Raw genomic sequence first — 21,725 nt, 5'->3', positions numbered from 1 at the left:
GTGTCATATGAACGGCCAGCAGCGAAGCAGCATCAGAAAAGGACTTGAAGTCGATATCGTCCTGAAAGCCGATCAGCGTTCAGGAAAGCTGACAAGAGGAATCGTCAAGGATATTTTGACGAACTCAAGCTTCCACCCGCGCGGCATTAAGGTCCGCCTTGAAGACGGGCGAATCGGCCGGGTGCAGCACATTATTGAATAGAAAAAAGCCGGAGCTTCACGCCCGGCTTTTTTTCTTTAATTTCAGCAATGAAATCCTCATATGTTCTCCCTTTATATACAAAAAATTTTTAACCAACTATTGACTCTTACGTTGCGTAATACTTTAGAGTAGCCATTAAGGAGGCGGCAAACGTATGGGTATGAAAGTAAAAGAAGTAGCTGAACTGATTGGAGTAAGCATACGCACTCTCCATCATTACGATCAAATTGGATTATTGACTCCTCAGGAAACGACCGATTCCGGTTATCGGCTTTATTCTGAAGAGAATCTTGAACAGCTGCAGCAGATACTATTTTTCAAGGAGCTCGATTTCTCCTTAAAAGAGATTAAAGAAATCATTACTAATCCTTCATTTAACCGAAGGGAGGCATTCATTTTACAAAAGAAAATGTTGATTGAGAAACGGAATAGAGTCGATAAGATGATTGAAACCATCGATAAATCAATCAAACATATGATGGGAGAGATTTGCATGACGAACAAAGAGCGGTTTGAGGGAATGAACTTCAATCATAATCTTTATGAACAAGAAGCCCGCAAACGGTGGGGTGATCAACCTGTCGATAAGGTAAATATTAGATTGAAAAACATGACTGATGGTGAGCAAAAAGATTTATCTGATAAGTGGACTGCAATGTTCAATAAATTTGCACTCCTTATTAACCAATCTCCCGAGTCCCCAGACGTACAAACAGCTATCAAAGAGTGGTTTGATTTTCTCAATGAAAATTTTGGTGAATATTCTTTTGATGCCTTTTACGGATTAGGTCAACTCTATATTGAAGATGAACGCTTCACTAAGAACATCGACCGGTATGGTGAAGGGTTGGCGAAGCTCATGAGTGATGCCATTACAATTTATATAGATACTCAAAAAAAGGGTGGTGCCCATTAAAATCATTATCGAGGATACAATTGGGCGGAGGGATTAGTGAGGCCACTTTACTTGGCACAGATGAGATACTAAGTAATAGCGGTTTTTTTTCTTTAAACAGTAAGATATGAAGATTATTTATCCCGTATTAGAGCGATGGAAGAGGGTTTTCTTTTCCCCTCTTTCCACGCTATAAATGATCATCCTATTTTTTCCGCAAGAAAACAACCTTCAAATAGTTCCCTTCTTTAAACGCGGGAATCGTTTTGAAATCTTCCGGAAGCGTGTATTCTTCCAAAATGTCGTAACGCTCATTTGTTTCTTTAAAGGCGGTCTCTATAAAACCTTTAAATTTCTTCATATTGAAGGCGCTGCTGTTTGTCGAAGCGACGATGATGCCGTTTTTTGCGGTGATGGCGATCGTTTCCTTCAGCAGGTTTTTATAATCTTTCGCCGCGCTGAACGTCCGTTTTTTTGTGCGGGCGAAAGAAGGCGGATCAAGGATGATGAGGTCAAACGCCAGCCCTTTTTTCTCCGCATAGCCGAAGTATTTGAAAACATCCATGACTTTAATGTCATGCGCCTCATAATCAATTCCGTTGGCGCTGAACTGTTCAATCGTTTTTGCGAGACTGCGGTTGGCGACATCGACGCTTGTCGTTTTCTCAGCTCCGCCAAGCGCCGCCGCAACGGAAAATGCCCCCGTATAAGAGAACGTATTCAGCACCCGTCTGCCGTTTGCATACTTGTCCCGAATCGCTTTGCGTACATGACGCTGGTCTAAGAAAATGCCCGTCATCGCCCCATCGTTTAAATCCGCCGCGTACCGTATGCCGTTTTCTTGAACAATGACCGGAAAAGCTCCTCTTTCGCCTTTGACAAAATCGTCGTCTTCCACGTATTGCCCGGCAGTATCGAATCGTTTCTTTTCATAGATCGCTTTATAAGAAAGCTCCAGTCCGTCAATCGCCTCAATCATGCTGTCCTTATAAGCGTAAATGCCTTTACTGTACCATTGAATCAGCAGATAACCGTCATAAAAGTCAATCGTGACGCCGCCGATGCCGTCGCCCTCACCGTTGAAAAGCCGGAACGCCGTCGTATCGGGCGCGTTAAACAGATGGGCTCTTGCTTCAGCCGCTTTTTTCAGCTTGTCCAGAAAGAAACGTCCGTCGATCCGTTCATCTCTCGCGCGGGACAGCACCCAGCCGACTCCTTTATTCTGCAAACCGTAATAGCCTTTTCCGATAAACTCACCCTTCTCGGATGTCACATCAAAAAGATCGCCCTCTGTTAAATGAGCCGAGCTTCCGGACAGAGCGTCTTTTTCAATCAGGGGGAATCCTTTTTTCAGCTTTCTGGCAAATGTATCTTTCACTGTAAGTAGCTTCATTGTGCATTCCTCTTTCGTTTTGCTTTCTCTTATCGTACCATAAAACATGATCAACACCGCATTGTCCCGAAAAATTCAAAACAGGGGGAAAACCATGACAGCCAAAAGAATCGACCATACAGGCATTATGGTCAAAGATATTGAAACATCCATCGCCTTTTACCAAGACGTTCTCGGTATGCAGTTAAAGGATCGTATCACTCATACGAACGGCATTATTGAACTTGCCTTTCTCGGCTTTCAAGAAGGGCCGGAGACAGAAATTGAGCTGATCCAGGGCTACAGCAGCGAGCTTCCCGCAGAAGGAAAAGTGCACCATGTTGCTTTATTGACTGAAGATATCGCAGCGGAGTTCACGCATGCGAAGCGTCAGGGCGCCGTATTCATTGATGAAGAAATCACGACGCTTCCGAACGGGTACCGCTACTTTTACATTGAAGGACCTGACGGCGAATGGATCGAATTTTTCCAGCGTTAAAAAAACGGGCGAAAGCGCCCGTTTTTTTTATGTTTCTTCTGTGACGTTTTGTTCCGCCGCCCGTTCCTCTCTCCATTTTTGAAGATCCCAAATTCGGAAAAACGGATAATAAATGATAAATGTAATCAGGAGATTGATCAGCTGCATGACCGAACCGGAGATTTTCCCGCCCGTCGCCAAATAACCGGAAATCAGCGGCGGCATCGTCCACGGCACGGCGATTCCCGCCGGTTTTGCCACCATCCCCGTGCTCATCCCGATGTACGTCGCCGTAATGGTCAAGAGCGGCGCAACAATAAAAGGCACGATTAACAGCGGATTCATGACGAGCGGCATCCCGAAAATAATCGGTTCGTTAATGTTAAAAATCGCGGGCCCGATGCCGAGACGGCCGAGCTGTTTCATCTGTTTGCTTCTGGATCGCACAAGCATGGTCAGCACAAGGGCAAGCGTCGCTCCGCTTCCGCCGACATTAATCCATATTTGAAAGAACTGTGTCGTAAAAATGCTCGGCAGCGCTTCTCCCGCCTGAAAAGCCAAACGGTTGGCGTCCATCGCCCCGTACCAGATCGGCGACATGACGCCGCCGATTATGGACGCGCCGTGTATGCCGCACGACCATAGCAGCATTTGCACGAATTCGGCGATAAGACTTCCGCCGAGACTCCCGCCCAAAATAGACAGCGGGGTGCCCAGCAGATCGCCTACGACATTGTGGAGACTTTTAAAAGGAGTTATTTCAATAAACAGACGGGCCAGCCATACAAGCGTAATAATAATGAAACCGGGGATGAGCGCGACGAACGATTTGCTGACCGCAGGCGGCACTCCGTCAGGCATCTTAATGACGATATTTCTTTGTATAATAAACCGGTACACTTCCGTAGACAGCATTGCAATGATCATCGCGACAAACAGACCTTTGCTTCCGAGCAGCGAAATCGGAATGCCGCCTCCCACCATAATCTCTGTTGACGAGCCGTCAGGGATAAACGGAATCTGATACGGCGTCGCCAATAAAAAGGCGGCAAGGGCAATGGCTCCCGACGACAGGGCATCCACCTCATAGCTTTCCGCAAGCCGGTAAGCAATCCCAAAGGCGGCGACAAGCGCCATAATGTCAAAGGACGCATTCACGGGATACCCGAGCTTTTCAACCCAATTTTCACCGAAAAGACCAGCCATAAAATCGGCATAACCGGGAATCGGAAGACTCGTCAGAATCAGAAAAACCGATCCGATGATGATAAGCGGCATAGTCAAAATAATGCCGTCCCGCAAAGCTCTTAAGTGCCTTTGGCCGGCGACTTTTCCGGCGACAGGCATGATTTTTTCTTCCATGACCCGATTGAACGTACTCATTTATCAAAAACCCCCTTTTTGAGTTCATTGCGCAGATGTCTTAAAGCATTTTCTCCATCATATTTTGGAAACGCTTACATTTGCATACAGAAATTTTCCTTATCCCTCAGGAAAAAAAGAATTCCGCACTGCCGATATATAAAGAAAAAGGGGGAATTGCAATGTATCACACCCTGAAACCGATAATGGCCGCGGCCTTGTGCGTCGGACTGTTCTCCGCCGCGGCGCCCGCGCACGCCGAGACGCACGACCGGGACGTTATCGTGGTGTACAAAAATCAAAACGGCAAGGAATCCGCCATAGACAGCGGAGCGGATGTGGAACAGACCTATCAGCATCTCCCGGCAGTCGCCGTGTCAGCCGATTCGCAAACGGTGAAAGACCTGAAACAGGACCCTGACATCTTATATGTAGAAGACAATGTATCCTTTCAGGCAGCAGGCGGTTCTGATATCCGCCCGTTATCAGCGGCCCAAAGCAGCAGTTACGCGCTGCCGCAATGGGATATCGAACCGACTCAGGTCAAGCAGGCGTGGAAAGAAGGCTTGACCGGAAAAAAGGTGAAAGTGGCTGTCATTGACAGCGGCATTTACCCTCATGATGACCTTTCCATTGCCGGAGGCTATTCCGCAGTCAGTTATACTTCCTCATACAAAGATGACAACGGACACGGGACGCATGTCGCCGGAATCATTGCGGCCAAACATGACGGATACGGCATTGACGGCATCGCGCCGGATGTCCGGTTATATGCGGTTAAAGCATTGGACAGAAAAGGTGCGGGAGATCTTAAAAGCCTTCTTAAAGCGATCGACTGGTCGATCGCCAATAAAATGGACATCATCAATATGAGCCTCGGGACAAACGCAGACAGCAAAAGTCTTCACAACGCCGTTGACAAAGCTTACAAAAAAGGAATCGTGATCGTAGCCGCCGCAGGAAACGACGGCAACAATAAACCCGTCAATTATCCGGGCGCCTACAGCAGCGTAACGGCAGTCTCAGCGTCAACTGAAAAAAACGGGCTCGCGTCTTTTTCCACGACCGGAAAACAAATTGAGTTTGCCGCACCCGGCACCAATATTACGAGCACGTATCTGAATCAAATGTACGCCGTAGCTGACGGCACATCTCAAGCCGCGCCGCACGTCACCGGCATGTTCGCGCTGCTCATGCAGAAATATCCGGAGGAAACAAATACACAGCTCCGGCAGCAGATGCAGCAGAACGTCAAAGATCTGGGTGCTCCCGGACGTGACAGCCGATTCGGGTACGGCCTGGTGCAATATCACACAAAGCAAAAGAGCTTTGCCGAACGGGCCGTAATAAAAGCGGAAAAGACGAAAAAGCAGGCAGATATCAATGAAGCAAAAACGGCAGTCAGCAAACTGTCCAAGTCAAAGGGAAAAACCGCTCTCGAGGCGCGGATCAATAAAGTTCAGACGGCAAGAAATGTGACGGACGCAAGAGACAAAGTCCGGACTGCCGAAAAACAAAAGAAAAAGACCGCCGTCAACGCCGCACAAAGCGCCATCCGCAAATTACCGGCCGGTTCAGAGAAAAAAGGGCTGCAAAAGCGGCTGAACGCTGTCAACTCAAGCCTTTTGAAAACAGCTGAGGCCAGCGTCAAGCAGGCGGAAAAAAAGACCTCTGAAGCCAACACCGCAAAAGCCCAAAAAGCAGTCAGCGAAATCCAGCCGGGAAAAGAAAAAACCGCTCTGGAAAAACGGCTTGGCCGGATAAAAGATAAACTCAACCGGCAGCAGGCAAGGGACAAAGTAAAAACGGCGGAAAAAACCAAGACGAAAAAAGCAAAATCAGCGGCGCAAACGGCAGTCAGCCGATTGAAGCCGTCTGCCGAAAAGACCAGCCTGCAAAAACGCGTGCGTGCGATTCGGGTGAAATAATAAAAAAACGCTTGTGAGCCGGTCAACGGCTTCACAAGCGTTTTCATCACACCTGCCTATTGGTTCATGGCCGGGCGGTCAATCGTGTTCCATTTCGTAAAGGACATATATCGGAAATAATGGTCACGATACGGGTGCGAGGTGCCTGTATTCCAAGGCTTGTCCCCGCCGCAGAAATGGACGATGGCCGGTTCGGCACGTGTTTCTCTGTAACGTATACGGTCGATCAGTTCAGGAGGCGTTTTCTCATTCATGATAATATGCGTCTGCGCGTTCCAGCGCGGATGCAGTTCATGCCATTGATCATATAAGATCGCGTTAAGCGCGTCCTGATCATGAAACACGAGAAAATCCTCCGAGCTGTTATCATTGATAAAATCAATCACTTTTTTAGAAATATTCTGTTTTCTCCAAGGTTCGAAATCTATAATCATAATACCGGAATTAAAATACTTGGCAGTGTCGCTGATATTCATTTTTTTCAGTCTTTCATGCTGTCCGGCATCTTCTACCGCCGCAACTATTGCCGGGGAAATATCCAAGTCCCATAAAACCGAAATATCTTCCATCACAATTGCATCGCAATCGATGTAAATCATCCGCTTTACAGACTCATCCTTAATTAAATCAGGGATAGAAATGCGGTAATAAGCCGCTTTTGTAATGTGGCTGCTTTCGACTGCATGCTTGTATTGATCAGCGTCTACTTCTAAAAATTCAAGCGGCGTCCCGAATGACATCGCAGTCTGTTCAAGCTTGTCCTTGTTTTCGGCAGTAATTCCGCCGTCGATCACATATAATTTGGCATTCCTTGTTTTATCCATATTCATCAATAAAGAAGCGAACATCCCACCCAAATGACGAGCATAATTATCATCGGCACATGATACGATATGCATTGTTTCATTCTTTCCCACTGATATTCATCTCCCTTTTTGTTGTACAAATGTCTTTCCCTTTTTTAAAAAAGTAAACCTCGATCTTACACATTTTTTCTGCGGGAATGTGCTGTTTGCGATTTGATATCTTTCGCATTCTCTGTTCAAATTCAATCAGAATTTCAGCCTGAATCATCGTCAGAATACATCGTGCGGGAAAGCGAAAACACCTAAACATAAAAACAACCAGCCGGACTGCGTATAATAGCGGTCCGGCTGGTTGTGACGGGTCCAATCGTTTAATCGACTTCTTTCTTAATCCCAAGCATCTTTTCGTCTAAATAATGGGCGATGTCCGCCGCTTCCTTCAGCTCGTCGGTCAGATGCTTTGGGACTTCGTTATTTAATTTGTAATAAATTTTGTGTTCAAGGCTCGCCCAAAAATCCATGGCGATGGTGCGGATTTGAATTTCCGCCTTCACATATTCCACACGATTCGTCAAATAAACGGGAATTTCAATAATCAAATGCAGACTGCGGTAGCCGTTCGGCTTCGGATGTTTGATATAATCCTTCACCTTTACGATCTTCAGGTCCTTATGCTGCTTCAAAACCTCAGCGATATTATAAATATCGGAAATAAAGGAACAGATAATCCTGACACCCGCGATATCATGAATATGCTCTTTCATTTCCTGCGTCGTCACATCGCAGCCTTTTCGCATCAGTTTATTGACGATGCTTTCAAAACTTTTCACGCGTGATTTTGTATGCTCGATCGGGTTATGCCCGTGAATCAGATTATATTCCTGGCTGATGATAGAAAACTTCGTATCCAGCTCATCTAAAGCGAATTTATAAACTAATAATTCATTTTTCCAATCTTCCATGACCGTTTTTAAATCATCCATATGGGCTGTTGACAAGTCCATTTTTTTCATCTCCTTGCTTTGCTGTCCATATATGAGACGGGTCAGTCCGCGGTCAGGTTCTTTACAATATCGTGAAGATTATGTCATAAAAAAAAGCAAATGCCGGTTATGGCATTTGCCCTTGCATTTGATCAGCGGAAATAACTGATCAGGAGTCCGATTGAAAGCAGGAATCCGAAGAATGTATTGGTTTGCGCCGTTGATTTCATCGCAATAATCATGTTCATCGGCATTTCGTTTTTCACAAAGCCTTTCACGGCCTGAACGGGTTTCGGCACGCTCAAAAAGACCAGGAACAGCCACGGGCTTGTGTAACCCATGATGACAAGACCGACGATCCAGATGTAAGCGATGGCAAAAGATGCGGCCAGTATCATAACGGCCCCTCTATGCCCCATCAAAATGGCCAGCGTTTTACGTCCGCCTTTTTTATCTTCCTCAATATCACGAATATTGTTGGACAGGTTAATCGCTCCGACCAGGATGGCGATCGGGATGGAAATCAAAATGCTCTGTTCATTAATTCTGCCTGTCTGAATGAAGAAAGAAATAAGGACAAATACAGAGCCCATGCAAATGCCGGAGAACAGTTCCCCGAACGGTGTATACGCAATCGGCAGCGGGCCGCCCGTATACAGATAGCCGATCAGCATGCCGGCAAGGCCGATAGCCGCAAGCCACCAGCTGCTGCTCATGCAGATATAAACACCGAGCACGAGGGCAATCGCATAAGAGCCGAGCGCCAGCTGCAGAATTGTTTTCGGCTTCATGCCGTGGCGGACGATCGCTCCGCCGATACCGACGGAATCCTCCGTATCTAAACCGCGTTTAAAATCGTAATATTCATTGAATAAGTTCGTGGCGATCTGGATCCAAAGGCAGGAAAACAGCATGGCCAAAAACAGCAGGAAATCAACCTTTACGTAAAACATCGCCAATACGGTGCCGAGAAGTACGGGCACAAACGATGCCGTCAATGTATGAGGGCGGGTTAGCTGCCACAAAATGCGGCCCATGCTTTCTTTCTCGGGCGTCTTTTGGCTGCCCCCCATATTGTTTTGATTCATTTTCCTCTTCCTTTCTATTAAAAGGCTTTCACAGTCAGCCGATAACAGTAGTGTTGAATTGGGGTTTTCACGTTTTCTGCTACCTTATCTATCATAATAATTTCTTCCTCATTTCACAAGATGCGGCGCTTTATCAGCTATCCTGCCGGAAACGGCTTTTCGCCCTTCTCCATTGGGGTTCGGCACAAGCCTGCTTAAGAAAAAGCCGCCAAAATTTTTTTACCTCGTTTATATTTACGATAAGTTAAAAATCCCGCCTGAACAGCGCTTTTTTAGTATGATCATTTTCCAATTTATACATGCGTGTTTTCCATCCTTTTGTTTCTCATTCATTTTTAAGGAAATTTTAAGCTTAGGATATTAGACATATTTTGAAACTTTTTGTTAATCTAATCGTCATATACTGGTGTAATTATTGAATACGCGGGGAAGGAATTTTGAATATGATGCAAAAATTAAAACGTGCTTATGAAAATACATTGATCAAATGGACGTTTCATACGGGCTTTTATTTTCTGATATTAGTATTGCTCTTTTGGATGTATGGATTTCATACAGCGAATACCGGCACTTATATTTACAACGATTTCTAATCGGGGAGGATAACTATGAAACTACTTGATGCTATAAAAACATACGCAGACGCCAAGCCGCAGGCCATAGCGTTTCGTTCCTTAGATCATTCCCTCACTTACGGGGAATTATGGGATTTGTCGGAGCGGGTTGCGTCCGGCATTCAAAAACATACGGCTGACGGTTCGAAAGCGCCTGTCCTGGTTTACGGACATATGGAGCCGAATATGATCGTTTCTTTCTTGGGAAGCGTCAAAGCGGGCCGCCCTTACATCCCTGTCGATGTTTCCATTCCGGCGGAGCGGATCGTCAAAATCATTGAAAGCTCAGGCGCAGAGCTGCTTATCAGCGTATCGGGCGATGCAGTCGATACGGGAAGCAATCTGATTAAAACCGTTACGCCCGAAGAGCTTGCAGCTGACGGAGATGCAGACCTCAGCCGTGAGAACTGGGTAAAAGAGCTGGATACGTTTTATATTATTTACACGTCCGGCAGCACGGGAAATCCGAAGGGCGTACAGATATCGGCTGATAACCTGCAAAGCTTCACTGACTGGATCTGCAGGGATTTTCCTGTGGGCGGGGGTAAGACATTCTTAAACCAAGCTCCGTTTTCTTTTGATTTATCTGTCATGGACATTTTCCCGTCGCTTCAAACGGGAGGTACGCTACACTGCGTAACGAAAGACAAAATCAATAAACCGAAAGTACTATTTGAAGAGCTGGAGAAATCCAAACTGAACGTCTGGACATCGACGCCGTCTTTCGTCCAAATGTGTCTGATGGACCCCGGCTTTACGCAGGAGCTCCTGCCTGAGGCAGAAGTATTTATGTTTTGCGGAGAAGCGCTTCCGGCTGCCGTGGCACAGGAACTGTTAAACCGTTTTCCGAAGGCCCGCGTATTCAATACATACGGCCCGACTGAAACAACGGTTGCCGTCACCTCCGTTGAAATCACGCAGCAGATCATCGATGAAAATGAATCCCTGCCCGTCGGTTTTGCAAAACCCGATATGAATATCTTCATCATGGATGAAAACGGGAATAAGCTTCCGGACGGAGAAAAAGGGGAAATCATCATCGCCGGCCCGAGCGTGAGCAAAGGCTATCTCGGTGAACCGTCTCTGACGGAAAAAGCGTTTTTCTCAATTGACGGCCAGTGGGCATATCACACGGGTGATGCCGGTTATGTTCAGGATGGTCAGATTTTCTGCCAAGGACGCCTTGATTTCCAGATTAAGCTTCACGGCTACCGCATGGAGCTGGAGGAAATCGAAGTACATGTAAGGCAGTCTCAATATGTGCGCACGGCGGTTGTCATCCCGTATCAGCCTAACGGACCAGTCGAATATTTAATTGCCGCCATCGTGCCTGAAAAACATGATTTTGAAAAAGAATTCCAGCTGACAAGCGCCATTAAGAAAGAACTGGCCGCTTCGCTTCCGGCCTACATGATTCCGAGAAAATTCATTTATCAGGATCACATTCAAATGACTGCGAACGGAAAAATCGACCGTAAACGCATTGGCGAAGAGGTTCTTGTATGACGCCTTACAGCTCGTTTTTCTTCTTTATCTTACTTGGAATCCTTCTTTTGCCGACGATTATTTTAGGGCTGAACGGCAAGAGATTCCAAGGATACAACATGTTTATATCCATCATCGTATTGGCTTTGATTTTCGCGCATGATCTGCACGGCGTGATCGCACTATGTATCTTTACGCTGTGGCAGGTGCTTTTAATCAGGGGTTATCTCGCTTACAGACTGAAAGCCAACAGCGGCTTTGTCTTCAGTATGGCCGTGATCGCGTCCATTTTACCCCTGTTTTTATCTAAATTATGGCCGTTTTTCTTCCCGCCGGCGCCTCATCATCCGGTTCATAACCTGATCAGTTTCTTAGGAATTTCTTATTTGACATTTAAAGGCGTCCAGCTGATCATGGAAACGAGAGACGGACTGATTAAAGAAAAAATGCCGCTTCACCGCCTTTTGTACTTTATTATGTTTTTCCCGACCATTTCTTCCGGCCCGATCGACAGATACCGCAGATTTGCCAAGGACGAACAGAAAGTATGGACAAAGGGAGAATACGCTGATTTACTGTATACCGGCATTCATAAAATTTTTATCGGTTTCTTGTACAAATTCATTATCGGATATGCGATTAACACGTATTTCATTATGAATCTGTCTCATATCACCCACAGCAAACTGTGGGGTAATGTGCTGTACATGTACGGATACAGCTTGTACCTGTTTTTTGATTTTGCGGGTTACACGATGTTTGCCGTCGGTGTAAGCTATATTATGGGTATCAAATCTCCGGAAAACTTTAATAAGCCGTTTATCAGCAAAAACATTAAAGACTTCTGGAACCGCTGGCACATGTCCTTATCCTTCTGGTTCAGAGACTACGTATTTATGCGCTTTGTATTCTGGATGACAAAGAAAAAATGGATAAAGAACCGGATGGCCGTCTCGAACATCGGGTATTTCCTGCTGTTCATGCTGATGGGCGTCTGGCACGGACTCGCCCTGCAATATATTGTATACGGCCTGTACCACGCCGTATTAATGACCGGGTATAACTTTTTTGAGAAATGGAATAAGAAATACAAGTGGCTGCCCGCCAATCGTTTTACGGCCTTTTTAGCCATCGTCATCACATTCCATTTCGTATGTTTCGGATTTTATATTTTCTCAGGAAAACCATTTCATCACTAAAGGAGATTGAAAACACATGGAATTTAAACAGGAAGTATTAGACGTATTAGCTGAAGTTTGTCAGGAGGACGCTGTAAAAGAAAATCCTGATATTGAAATCTTTGAAGAAGGACTGCTTGATTCTTTCGGAACTGTAGAACTGCTTGTCGCCATCGAAAACCGCTTCGGCATTACAGTGCCGATCACTGAATTTGACCGTGACGAGTGGAATACGCCAAACAACATTGTAAACAAACTGACTGAGTTGAAGTAAATGAAAAAGCGTTTCTTTGGACCAATTATTTTAGCGTTTGTCCTGTTTGTCGGAGCTATCGCAGTTCCGGCTTCATGGCTTACGCGCTTCATTCCTGAAAAACGTGTCGAAGAGTCGGCGGCAGCCTTAAATCCGAATATGTTCCAGGGGCTCTATCTGCAAAACAAAATGTTCGAAGACACGAAGTATATGCCGATTTTCGGTTCTTCCGAGCTTTCAAGACTGGATGAGTTTCACCCGTCCAACTATTTCCAAGTGAACAACCAAGGCTTTACGCCTTATCTTGTCGGAAAAGGCGGAGACCAATCCTTGATACACGCCGTGAACTTTGCGGCGCATTATCAGCAGCTGAAGGGCAAAAAGCTGGTATTCATTGTTTCTCCGCAATGGTTTATCAAAAAAGGTTCTGATGAACAGCACTTTGCGCCGAATTTTTCATCACTTCAGGCATTGGATTTAGCATTTAATAACCAGATTGATCCCGCGGTCAAAAAGAACATGATGAAGCGCATGCTCCGTTTTAAAGTTGTTCAGCATGATGCCGTCCTTTCTGAATTATACAAGGGAATGGTCAACGGACAATCATGGAAAGTGAAAGCGGTCATGCCGGCTGCCAAAGCTTATTATTCTCTGCTTGAGAAAAAAGATCTTTATTATTCAATGGGAGAAACCAAGGGCCCTGAACGGACGATCTCTGAAAACCTGAAAGGGAAATCGTGGTCAGAGTTAAAAACAGCCGCCGCTCAATTAGGAGAACGGAGCTCCAAGTCCAATCCTTTCTATATCGATGACGCTTCTTATAAAAAGATTAAGAAGAAAGTAAAGAGAGTGAAAGGAATCAACAAAGGAAGAACGTACGCCAAATCAGTCGAATACCACGACTTTGAGGATATGCTGGACATTCTGAAAGATGCCGGCGCTGAACCGATGTTCGTGGTTATTCCGGTCAACGGAAAATGGTATGACTACACCGGCTTCCCGAAAAAAGGCCGGACTGATTACTACAAAAAAGTCACTAAGCAAATTAAAGCGAAGGGCTTTCAGGTTGCCGACTTATCCGGGCACGAATATGATCCGTACTTTATGAAAGACACCATCCATATCGCCTGGAAGGGCTGGGTGTACGTCGATAAAGCAATGGAGCAGTTTTACAAAACCGGCAAGGTGACGGTTCACTGAGCACGGTGATGACAGAATACGTAAAAACGAACACGCAGGGGGCATTCTCTCCCCTGCTTTTTATGTGATTTGATTTTTTCACAAATTTGAGGAAAACTATTGCGAATATTTGTTGAAGGTATACAATAGAATATAAATTATTTTCAAATAAGTTTGACAATAACACCAATAGGGAGACAGAACATTATGAAACAAGACATTCGTGTTGAATTGACTTCAGCCAAAAAACCGAAACCGGACCCCCATAACCTTGCGTTCGGCAGAATTTTCACCGACCATATGTTTGTTATGGATTACGACGCCGATCAAGGATGGTATGATCCGAGAATTATCCCTTATCAGTCCATCTCAATGGATCCTGCGGCCATGGTTTATCATTACGGCCAAACCGTTTTTGAAGGGCTTAAAGCGTATGTAACGAAGGATCAGGAAGTGCTTCTGTTCAGACCGGAGAAAAATATGGAGCGCCTGAACCAGTCAAATGACCGCCTTTGCATCCCGCTCATTGATGAAGAGCTTGTTCTTGAAGGCCTGAAACAGCTCGTAGCCATCGACCAAGACTGGATTCCGAAAGCGGAAGGCACTTCCCTTTATATCCGTCCGTTTATTATTGCGACTGAGCCTTTCCTCGGTGTAGCGGCATCCCACACGTACAAGCTGTTTATCATTCTTTCCCCGGTCGGCTCTTATTACAAAGAAGGCATTAAACCGGTAAAAATCGCCGTGGAAAACGAATTCGTGCGCGCCGTCAAAGGCGGCACCGGAAACGCGAAAACCGCCGGCAACTACGCATCAAGCCTGAAAGCGCAGCAGGTTGCGGAAGAGAAGGGATTTTCCCAGGTTTTATGGCTTGACGGCATTGAGAAAAAATACATCGAAGAAGTCGGCAGCATGAACATCTTCTTCAAAATCAGCGGCGAAATTGTGACGCCCGAGCTGAACGGAAGCATTCTTGAAGGAATTACGAGAAATTCCGTCATCACCCTGCTCAAACATTGGGGACTGACTGTGTCTGAGCGGAAGATTTCGATCGATGAAATCATCCAGGCGCATCGTGACGGCCGATTGGAAGAAACATTCGGAACCGGTACGGCGGCGGTCATTTCTCCGGTCGGCGAACTGATCTGGAATGATGAAAGTCTTGTCATCGGCAGCGGTGAAACCGGAGAGATCTCGAAGAAATTGTATGATACCATTACAGGCATTCAAAAAGGCGCGGAAGCCGACGTGTTCGGCTGGACGACGAAAGTCGCCTCACTAAGCGAATCAAAATAAGCAAAAAACCCGGAAGCGAATCCGGGTTTTTTTACTGCTTATGCTTCAATCGACTTAAAGAAATGGGGCAGATGTTCTTTGTGGGCCTCAAGCATTTCATCCAGAATGGCCTTTGCCACGGAGTCTGACGGGACAAGAGGGTTGATCGTCATCGCAAGAAGCGCCGTTTGATAATCTCCCGTGACGGCTGCTTCAGCGGCGACGCGCTCAAATGATTTGATTTGCTGGACGAGTCCGCGGACAGACACCGGCAGATCACCGACGGCGATCGGTTTCGGACCGTCTTTCGTCATGACGCAGTTCACTTCGACCGCTGAGTCATTCGGAATGCTGGCGATCGCGCCGTTGTTTATCGTATTGACGGGTTGGATATCATGTTTGTCGTTATAGATGGAGCTGATCAGGTTGCAGGCCGCGTCACTGTAGTACGCTCCGCCCCGTTTTTCCAGCTGCGGCGGTTTGATGGCGAGATTCGGATCTTTGTACAGTTCGAACAGTTCTTTCTCAACCTTCTGCACGACCTCGGCGCGTGTGCCCTCCGTCTGTGACGCTTCTATTTCATGCTCGAGCATTTCTTTCGTTTTGAAATAATAGCGGTGGTAGCCGCAAGGAATCAGATCGAGCGCCTTCAGGAATTCAGGCTCCCATTCCGCTCCGGAAATATTTTTCATCGTCATGGCGTTTTCCGGGTCTCCCATGGCTTCAATGACTTGATCCTTCACGCTGACGCCGTCTAAGAAAACATCTAATCCGAAGACCATGTGATTCAGCCCGGCAAATTGCACTTCGATCCGGCTGACATCCACATCCAATGCTTTTGCGACGCCCATTTTAATGCCGATCGGCACATTGCAGAGGCCGACGACTTTTGTCAGATTCGAGTAGCGAAGCAAGGCCTCGGTAACCATGCCGGCAGGGTTTGTGAAATTCACGAGCCATGCATTCGGGCAAAGCTCTTCGATGTCTTTCGCGATTTCCAGAATAACCGGGATGGTGCGCAGCCCTTTGAATAAACCGCCCGGACCGTTTGTTTCCTGGCCGATTACGCCGTATTTTAACGGAATCCGTTCATCTTTGGCGCGGGCCTCAAGAAGGCCGACGCGGAATTGAGTCGTCACGAAGTCCGCATCCTTCAAAGCTTCTCTCCGGTCAAGCGTCAGGTGAATCTCTATCGGAACACCCGCTTTTTCGACCATGCGTTTTGCAAGCGTGCCGACGATATTGAGTTTTTTCTCGCCTTCGGGAATGTCGACGAGCCATAATTCTCTGACAGGCAGTTCCTCATAGCGCTTAATGATGCCTTCCACAAGCTCCGGTGTATAGCTTGAACCTCCGCCGATCGTTACAATTTTAATTCCTTTTGTCATATTTTTGCTCCCCCTTGCAAACTCACTTTTTCATAAATTTCGACTAACTCAGCGGCCAAGTCTTTCACGGTCATGGCATTCATTAAATGATCTTGCGCATGCACCATTAAAAGCGTCATGTCTGTTTTTTCTCCGCCGGCTTCATTTTGGATCAATTCTGTCTGGTAATGATGGGCTTCGGTCAGTTCCCTTGCGGCTTCCTGAAGCTTTTCCTCGGCCATGGCTCTGTCCCCCCGCTTTGCGGCGGCAATGGCTTCCATTGATGCGCTTCTGCCGTTGCCGCCATGCAGGATGATCTGAAAAATGGTCTGTTCCATTTTTTCATTCATGTGTTTCACTCCCTTTCTCTACAGCACGGCTTTTTCGTCTCCCTGTACGGCTGGCGCCTGCGATTGTTCAAGTTCGTTTTCTTCTTTCAGCTTTTGCGAATCCCACATTCTGAAGAACGGATAGTACACGATAAAGGCTGTGATGATATTAATCGCCTGCATGACAGCCCCTGATATTTTTCCGCCCGTGGCAAGATAGCCGGAGAAAATCGGCGGCATCGTCCATGGGACGGCAATGCCGGCAGGTTTGGCGACGAGGCCTGTGCTCATGCCGATATAGGTAAAGACCAGTGTGACAAGCGGTGTGATGATGAACGGAATGAGAAGCATCGGGTTCATGACGATCGGCATTCCGAAAATAATCGGCTCATTAATATTAAAGACAGCCGGCCCGATGGCGAGTTTCCCAAGCTGCTTCATCTGCTTGCTTCGCGAACGGAGAAACATGGTGACCACGAGCGCCAGTGTCGCGCCGCTTCCGCCGATGTTGATCCAGATTTCAAAGAACTGCTGGGTGAAAATATTCGGCAGCGCATCACCAGCCTGAAACGCAACCCGGTTGGCATCCATCGCTCCGAACCAGATCGGTGCCATGACGCCGCCGACAATGTTCGCCCCATGTAATCCGCACGCCCACAAGAGCATTTGAACCGCTTCGGCTACCAGGCTTCCGCCGAGACTTCCCCCGAGAATCGAGAGCGGCGTCCCCAGTACAACGCTTACAATGTTATGAAGGCTTTCAAACGGCGTCGCTTCGACAATTAAACGCGCACCCCAGATCAGAAAAATGACGGCAAAGCCGGGAATTAAAGCGACAAATGATTTGCTGACCGCCGGAGGCACGCCGTCCGGCATTTTGAAGACGAAATTCCGCTGGATGATCAGGCGGTAAATTTCCGTCGACAGCATGGCGATGATCATCGCGACAAACAGCCCTTTGCTTCCCATGAGAGACAGCGGGATGCCGCCGCCCACCATGATTTCCTCTTTGGCGCCGGAAGGCAGAAACGGAATTTTGTACGGCGTTGCCAAGAGAAACGCCGCCAACGATATCGCACCGGCCGATAAAGCGTCCACCCCATATTTTTCAGCCAGGCGGTAGGCGATTCCGAAAGCAGCGACAAGGCCCATGATTTCAAAGGTCGCATCAACCGGATATTGCAGTTTTTGAGACCAGGCGCTTCCGAACGTATTTGCCATGAAATCCGCATATCCCGGAATCGGCAGGTTGCCGATGATCAGAAAAAACGAACCGATGATGATAAGCGGCATGGTGAGGATGATTCCGTCACGCAGTGCTTGCAGATGCCGCTGGGAGGCAATTTTTCCGGCAATGGGCATGACTTTCTCTTCTAAAAACTGGTTCACCTTATTCACACGGCCCGCCCCTTTCTACGATGCGTTTCCGAGCTGTTCCGCTGATTTCAGAACCTCCGCTCCGTTGCAAGTGCCGTAATGGACGGTATTGATGACTTCAACCGGCACTCCTTTTGATTCACCCAATTTTTTCAGCTGCGGAAGCAAATAACGGACTTGAGGCCCAAGCAGCAATACGTCCGCTTTATCAATATGCTGGTTGACTGAATCGCCTGACACCGCCCAGATTTTATATTCTTTTCCTTGTTCCTGCGCGCTTTTTTCCATCTTGGTGACGAGTAAGCTTGTTGACATCCCTGCTGCACAAACGAGTAATATATTCATGTAAAAGACCTCCTGAAAGTTTGATATTTTGTATGTCTCGATGTTAGTACCATCATATTATGAAATCGCTTTCATAACTACTCAGGCTTTTTCCGCTGCTAACGGAAAAAAGGTGTATCCCGGTCTTTCTCTGATCGTTTGTCTCTGAATACTCGTAAAACCTCCTGATAGGTTGTGCATTTTAAGAGACGGCTTACCGCGGCCGGATCATCCAACATCCCGCCGAGCCATTTGTACATATGCTGGAGGTCGGCTTTGCTTTCCTTCTCGACGCAGAGCAGGCAGACAAATTGGACACGCTTATCCGCCCAGTCAATCGGCTTCTTCAGCGTGCATACCGCCCAAAACGTAGTGTCTGTCTGCGGAACGAGCGGGTGCGGAATCGCCGTAAGATTGCCGAAACTCGTAGGAGAAATCGCTTCCCTTTCAAAAATAGAATCGGTCAGAGAATCAGAAGCGAGGCCGGCTTCTGCAACCTGCTGTCCGAGAAAACGGATGACGTCCTCCTTCGTCTCCAGATCCTGCTGCAAAAATACCAGCTCCGGTTTCAGAAAGTTCAATTGTTCCCGCTTTTCTTCCAGCATGGCGTCGATTTTTGTAAAATCCCCGCCGCCCAGCAGCGTATGAACCTTCAATACGGGAACAGGCAGGTCTTTTTTGATCGGCACTGTGCTGATCACAAAATCAATCGACTCAAAGGAAAGCTGGTCAAGGCTGCAGTAATCAGCCGTTCCGACGATTTCAAGACGTTTTGCGAACCGGGAACGGAGCTTTTCTCTTAAAAGCTGCGCGCTGCCGGCGCCGGACGCACAGACAATCAGACAGCGTTTAGGCGGCCGTTCCGTCTTTCTCCTTTCAATGGCGGCTCCGAAATGAAGCGCCAAATATCCGATCTCATTTTCATGAATATCAATGCCGGTTTGCTCCTTGATCACGATTCCCGCAATCACTCCCGCTTCAAATGCGAGCGGATAATTCTCCTTTATGGCGGAGAGCATCGGGTTTCTCAGGTTCATGCCGTACCGGTTTCGGTTAATCGCCGGCTTGATATGGAGCGCAAGACCCGCTTTCAGCTCATTGTCGTCCGTGATTCCGAGCTTCAGCTCCCGCTCAATGGCTTCAATCATGGCCTCCGTCAAACGGCTGGTTTCCCCGTCTATCAGCCTTGTAAGCTCTTTTCCTTCCATTTGTGACTGGGTCATGCGCTTTGTCCCGAGCAGGTGAATGGCGATATAGGCGGTTTCCTGTTCGGGAAAGGTGACCGAAAGCGCAGATTCAAGCTCTTTTACAATGGCTTCCGCTGACTGATATTCTGTTTCGAGCTTAATATCATGAAGATCTTCCGGAATGAGAGATACATAGTTTTCTGTCCGGATTCGTTTGCAGGCAATGGCGATATGGATGATGAGATTGTTCAGGCCGAAGAAAGAAAGCGGGATCTTATGGTTTCGAACCTGCTTCATAATGGCTGTGCGGATCACATGAATGTCGTCTTTCGGCAGAATACCGGCCTTTTCACTCAGGAGATCAGGCTCGGGCTCGCGGTCGTCCACTAAGTATTCCGCCATACAATAACGGAGGCGGAGCTCTTCGCCGCGCAGCTTAAAGCCGTAGTTCGGCCTTGTTTCCAAAATGATGTCATAGGGGCGGAGCCGTTTTTTGACTTCTTTTAAATCAGATTGAAGTGTGGATTTACTGATGAACAGTTCTTCCGCCAAGTCATCCAGCTTGAGGTAGCCGTCGGTCAGAAGCATTCTTTTCATCAGGTAATCTATCCGTTCATCGGGAAAAATCGGCACGGTGCTGTTCTGCTGGAAATTGTCCTGAAGCCAGTTTTTAAACGGCTGCTCATTCCGGATCAGCAGCTTATAGCCGCTCCCCCTGACAGATTGAATGGATGCGCCGTGTTTTTCTACAATGGTTTGCAGTTCCTTTATGTCATTGCGGACCGTCCGCGTCGTTACCTTTACATTTGCAGCGATGACTGAGCTTGTAACCGGTGTTTCAGCAGCTAAAAGCAAGCGCAGAAGTTCACGAAGCCGCCCATGAAGCATGAGAAAAACCTCCTATCAGATCAGATGCAGACGTGAAAAATGGGCAAAAAGAATGAGGAAGGGGTAAATGTATGTAAATTCTATAATGGGGAGGATTTCAAGTCAATGCGGCAATCCGATGCCAAGCCCGTAAAAAAACAGCCGGATCAGCCGGCTGTTCGGGATGCGGACATGCGGTTCCGCTTAGATGCCTTCCGTTCTTTTATGATTTTTCTGATGATCGGATAGATGACGGGCGCCCATTTGATAATCGTTTTGAAAAATTTTTTCAATGTCTGAATCCCCTTTCTTTTACCTTGTCTTTCCCCTGTTATCAGCGTTTATAAACATGGTCAGCGTGAGACATACCGGTTCCCCGTCACCCAATAGCGCCACGGATAATCCCGGGCTTCTCCGCTGTTGTCAATCCCGATTCTCGGGCCTGTTGATATATGTTCAGGCGTAAAGCCCTCCGTAATATACAGCGGCGGTTCCGTGATCATGCCGCCGTAGTCGTTCATTGAAATGCCCATCGCCTTCGTCAGTTTTCCCGGGCCGTTTGTCCACTCTCTCGGGGGTCTGCCCGGTCTCCTGCTCTCCATCAGGAACTGTCCTTCATGAGGCTCTGCCGCCCTGATTAACACGGCCTGCGGAATGCCGATGTCCGCGGCGACGACGTTCATTAATGTATGAGTGTGCATGACGTATGTATAAATGCGGCCCGCCTCATGGAACATAATTTCCGTCCGTTTCGTGCGCCGGTTGCCGAAGCTGTGCGCCGCCCGGTCATCCGCTCCCATATAAGCTTCCGTTTCTACGATAAAACCTGAAGCCGTTCCCTCATCCGTCTCTTTTACTAAGAGACAGCCGAGCAATAAAGGAGCAAGCTCCACTGACGGCCTTTGGTAAAATTCAATCGGCAAAGGCTTTCGTTCTCCCGCCATTTGTCTCCCCCCTTTCTGAATATAGCGATTTCCTCTTTCACGTTTTTCACTTCTTTTTTACAATATAAACATGAAAGAAAAAAGGCATCATTGTTGAACACTCTATTGCGTTTTAAAAATCGGCCCGGTATAATATGATGGTTCAAATGAAAATGATTCTCATGTTCAATAAATACCGGACAATGATCATAAAAGTAGGTGAATTGATTTTTGAGCGATTCTGTCACGTCCG

22 protein-coding genes are annotated in these 21,725 nt (G+C 47.1%); 10 read left to right on the top strand and 12 right to left on the bottom strand.

Annotated features, from left to right (window positions below; all coding sequences use genetic code 11):
- Positions 1–7 precede the first annotated feature (7 nt).
- The gene (locus G9F48_RS06230) at positions 8–202 is read left to right on the top strand and encodes a YwbE family protein (protein ID WP_003150901.1); all 195 of its coding nucleotides are present in this window, start codon (positions 8–10) and stop codon (positions 200–202) included.
- 154 nt (positions 203–356) lie between these two features.
- Positions 357–1,118: a MerR family transcriptional regulator gene (locus G9F48_RS06225; RefSeq protein WP_165409225.1), complete on the top strand. Its 762-nt coding sequence runs from the start codon at positions 357–359 to the stop codon at positions 1,116–1,118.
- 184 nt (positions 1,119–1,302) lie between these two features.
- Here the strand turns inward: G9F48_RS06225 and G9F48_RS06220 are convergent, their stop codons facing one another.
- Positions 1,303–2,490: a class I SAM-dependent rRNA methyltransferase gene (locus tag G9F48_RS06220; protein ID WP_165409224.1), complete on the bottom strand. Its 1,188-nt coding sequence runs from the start codon at positions 2,488–2,490 to the stop codon at positions 1,303–1,305.
- Positions 2,491–2,584: 94 nt separating this feature from the next.
- On the opposite strand from G9F48_RS06220, the gene G9F48_RS06215 reads away from it, so the two are divergent.
- Positions 2,585–2,968 (top strand): VOC family protein, encoded by a 384-nt coding sequence (locus G9F48_RS06215; protein ID WP_003150894.1) that lies wholly within the window; start codon positions 2,585–2,587, stop codon positions 2,966–2,968.
- A gap of 27 nt (positions 2,969–2,995) precedes the next feature.
- On the opposite strand, the gene celB (G9F48_RS06210) is transcribed toward G9F48_RS06215, so the two are convergent.
- Entirely contained in the window at positions 2,996–4,330 is a 1,335-nt protein-coding gene (celB, locus tag G9F48_RS06210) for a PTS cellobiose transporter subunit IIC (RefSeq protein ID WP_015387525.1), read from the bottom strand.
- 161 nt (positions 4,331–4,491) lie between these two features.
- On the opposite strand from celB (G9F48_RS06210), the gene G9F48_RS06205 reads away from it, so the two are divergent.
- Positions 4,492–6,237 carry a S8 family peptidase gene (locus tag G9F48_RS06205; RefSeq protein ID WP_165409223.1) on the top strand — a complete coding sequence of 582 codons (1,746 nt, stop codon included), beginning with the start codon at positions 4,492–4,494 and terminating at the stop codon, positions 6,235–6,237.
- 56 nt (positions 6,238–6,293) lie between these two features.
- Here the strand turns inward: G9F48_RS06205 and G9F48_RS06200 are convergent, their stop codons facing one another.
- The 3 genes from G9F48_RS06200 to G9F48_RS06190 form a co-directional block, all read right to left on the bottom strand.
- Positions 6,294–7,154 (bottom strand): glycosyltransferase family 8 protein, encoded by an 861-nt coding sequence (locus G9F48_RS06200; RefSeq protein WP_003150888.1) that lies wholly within the window; start codon positions 7,152–7,154, stop codon positions 6,294–6,296.
- 260 nt (positions 7,155–7,414) lie between these two features.
- The gene (locus tag G9F48_RS06195; RefSeq protein ID WP_102422064.1) at positions 7,415–8,047 is read right to left on the bottom strand and encodes a GTP pyrophosphokinase; all 633 of its coding nucleotides are present in this window, start codon (positions 8,045–8,047) and stop codon (positions 7,415–7,417) included.
- A 131-nt stretch (positions 8,048–8,178) separates the two neighbouring features.
- Positions 8,179–9,114, bottom strand: a complete 936-nt coding sequence (locus G9F48_RS06190; RefSeq protein WP_003150884.1) for a 1,4-dihydroxy-2-naphthoate polyprenyltransferase — start codon at positions 9,112–9,114, stop codon at positions 8,179–8,181.
- A 443-nt stretch (positions 9,115–9,557) separates the two neighbouring features.
- Between G9F48_RS06190 and G9F48_RS06185 the strand changes: the two genes are divergently transcribed.
- The 6 genes from G9F48_RS06185 to G9F48_RS06160 all read left to right on the top strand — a co-directional run bounded on the left by G9F48_RS06185 (position 9,558) and on the right by G9F48_RS06160 (position 15,119).
- Positions 9,558–9,707 carry a teichoic acid D-Ala incorporation-associated protein DltX gene (locus tag G9F48_RS06185; protein ID WP_003150882.1) on the top strand — a complete coding sequence of 50 codons (150 nt, stop codon included), beginning with the start codon at positions 9,558–9,560 and terminating at the stop codon, positions 9,705–9,707.
- A 15-nt stretch (positions 9,708–9,722) separates the two neighbouring features.
- The gene (gene dltA / locus G9F48_RS06180) at positions 9,723–11,234 is read left to right on the top strand and encodes a D-alanine--poly(phosphoribitol) ligase subunit DltA (protein ID WP_070082563.1); all 1,512 of its coding nucleotides are present in this window, start codon (positions 9,723–9,725) and stop codon (positions 11,232–11,234) included.
- The gene (dltB, locus tag G9F48_RS06175) at positions 11,231–12,412 is read left to right on the top strand and encodes a D-alanyl-lipoteichoic acid biosynthesis protein DltB (protein WP_012118762.1); all 1,182 of its coding nucleotides are present in this window, start codon (positions 11,231–11,233) and stop codon (positions 12,410–12,412) included. The genes dltA and dltB overlap by 4 nt, the downstream gene beginning before the upstream one ends.
- A gap of 16 nt (positions 12,413–12,428) precedes the next feature.
- On the top strand, positions 12,429–12,665 hold the full coding sequence (gene dltC, locus G9F48_RS06170) for a D-alanine--poly(phosphoribitol) ligase subunit 2 (protein WP_003150875.1): 237 nt from the start codon (positions 12,429–12,431) through the stop codon (positions 12,663–12,665).
- Entirely contained in the window at positions 12,666–13,844 is a 1,179-nt protein-coding gene (gene dltD, locus G9F48_RS06165) for a D-alanyl-lipoteichoic acid biosynthesis protein DltD (protein WP_165409222.1), read from the top strand.
- Between the two features lie 183 nt (positions 13,845–14,027).
- Positions 14,028–15,119 carry a branched-chain amino acid aminotransferase gene (locus G9F48_RS06160; protein WP_032857213.1) on the top strand — a complete coding sequence of 364 codons (1,092 nt, stop codon included), beginning with the start codon at positions 14,028–14,030 and terminating at the stop codon, positions 15,117–15,119.
- Between the two features lie 38 nt (positions 15,120–15,157).
- On the opposite strand, the gene licH is transcribed toward G9F48_RS06160, so the two are convergent.
- From licH to G9F48_RS06130, 7 genes are all read right to left on the bottom strand, one after another.
- Entirely contained in the window at positions 15,158–16,486 is a 1,329-nt protein-coding gene (licH, locus tag G9F48_RS06155) for a 6-phospho-beta-glucosidase LicH (RefSeq protein ID WP_003150870.1), read from the bottom strand.
- Positions 16,483–16,815 (bottom strand): PTS lichenan transporter subunit IIA, encoded by a 333-nt coding sequence (licA, locus tag G9F48_RS06150; RefSeq protein WP_003150867.1) that lies wholly within the window; start codon positions 16,813–16,815, stop codon positions 16,483–16,485. Before licA ends, licH begins: the two co-directional genes overlap by 4 nt.
- A gap of 18 nt (positions 16,816–16,833) precedes the next feature.
- Positions 16,834–18,192: a PTS cellobiose transporter subunit IIC gene (gene celB / locus G9F48_RS06145; protein WP_156735394.1), complete on the bottom strand. Its 1,359-nt coding sequence runs from the start codon at positions 18,190–18,192 to the stop codon at positions 16,834–16,836.
- A 15-nt stretch (positions 18,193–18,207) separates the two neighbouring features.
- Positions 18,208–18,516, bottom strand: coding sequence for a PTS lichenan transporter subunit IIB (gene licB / locus G9F48_RS06140; protein WP_003150863.1), 309 nt, complete (start codon positions 18,514–18,516; stop codon positions 18,208–18,210).
- Positions 18,517–18,614: 98 nt separating this feature from the next.
- On the bottom strand, positions 18,615–20,570 hold the full coding sequence (licR, locus tag G9F48_RS06135; protein ID WP_156735393.1) for a transcriptional regulator LicR: 1,956 nt from the start codon (positions 20,568–20,570) through the stop codon (positions 18,615–18,617).
- Between the two features lie 146 nt (positions 20,571–20,716).
- Positions 20,717–20,851: a hypothetical protein gene (locus tag G9F48_RS19915; protein ID WP_369719122.1), complete on the bottom strand. Its 135-nt coding sequence runs from the start codon at positions 20,849–20,851 to the stop codon at positions 20,717–20,719.
- A 51-nt stretch (positions 20,852–20,902) separates the two neighbouring features.
- The gene (locus G9F48_RS06130) at positions 20,903–21,493 is read right to left on the bottom strand and encodes a DNA-3-methyladenine glycosylase (RefSeq protein WP_032875710.1); all 591 of its coding nucleotides are present in this window, start codon (positions 21,491–21,493) and stop codon (positions 20,903–20,905) included.
- Positions 21,494–21,725 lie beyond the last annotated feature (232 nt).

The sequence above is a fragment of the Bacillus sp. EKM420B genome (genome assembly GCF_011065565.1).
GTDB classification, from domain to species: Bacteria; Bacillota; Bacilli; order Bacillales; family Bacillaceae; genus Bacillus; species Bacillus velezensis.
The sequence above is the reverse complement of the archived record's forward strand: the minus strand, read 5'-3'. Positions and strand labels throughout refer to the sequence as shown.

Coding starts and splice junctions, on each gene's coding strand:
- G9F48_RS06195 (WP_102422064.1), bottom strand. CDS start 8,047: ATGGACTTGTCAACAGCCCATATGGATGATTTAAAAACGGTCATGGAA.
- G9F48_RS06220 (WP_165409224.1), bottom strand. CDS start 2,490: ATGAAGCTACTTACAGTGAAAGATACATTTGCCAGAAAGCTGAAAAAA.
- G9F48_RS06190 (WP_003150884.1), bottom strand. CDS start 9,114: ATGAATCAAAACAATATGGGGGGCAGCCAAAAGACGCCCGAGAAAGAA.
- G9F48_RS06225 (WP_165409225.1), top strand. CDS start 357: ATGGGTATGAAAGTAAAAGAAGTAGCTGAACTGATTGGAGTAAGCATA.
- G9F48_RS06230 (WP_003150901.1), top strand. CDS start 8: ATGAACGGCCAGCAGCGAAGCAGCATCAGAAAAGGACTTGAAGTCGAT.
- G9F48_RS06205 (WP_165409223.1), top strand. CDS start 4,492: ATGTATCACACCCTGAAACCGATAATGGCCGCGGCCTTGTGCGTCGGA.
- licH (WP_003150870.1), bottom strand. CDS start 16,486: ATGACAAAAGGAATTAAAATTGTAACGATCGGCGGAGGTTCAAGCTAT.
- G9F48_RS06215 (WP_003150894.1), top strand. CDS start 2,585: ATGACAGCCAAAAGAATCGACCATACAGGCATTATGGTCAAAGATATT.
- dltB (WP_012118762.1), top strand. CDS start 11,231: ATGACGCCTTACAGCTCGTTTTTCTTCTTTATCTTACTTGGAATCCTT.
- licR (WP_156735393.1), bottom strand. CDS start 20,570: ATGCTTCATGGGCGGCTTCGTGAACTTCTGCGCTTGCTTTTAGCTGCT.
- dltD (WP_165409222.1), top strand. CDS start 12,666: ATGAAAAAGCGTTTCTTTGGACCAATTATTTTAGCGTTTGTCCTGTTT.
- celB (WP_015387525.1), bottom strand. CDS start 4,330: ATGAGTACGTTCAATCGGGTCATGGAAGAAAAAATCATGCCTGTCGCC.
- dltA (WP_070082563.1), top strand. CDS start 9,723: ATGAAACTACTTGATGCTATAAAAACATACGCAGACGCCAAGCCGCAG.
- dltC (WP_003150875.1), top strand. CDS start 12,429: ATGGAATTTAAACAGGAAGTATTAGACGTATTAGCTGAAGTTTGTCAG.
- licB (WP_003150863.1), bottom strand. CDS start 18,516: ATGAATATATTACTCGTTTGTGCAGCAGGGATGTCAACAAGCTTACTC.
- G9F48_RS06185 (WP_003150882.1), top strand. CDS start 9,558: ATGATGCAAAAATTAAAACGTGCTTATGAAAATACATTGATCAAATGG.
- G9F48_RS06130 (WP_032875710.1), bottom strand. CDS start 21,493: ATGGCGGGAGAACGAAAGCCTTTGCCGATTGAATTTTACCAAAGGCCG.
- licA (WP_003150867.1), bottom strand. CDS start 16,815: ATGAATGAAAAAATGGAACAGACCATTTTTCAGATCATCCTGCATGGC.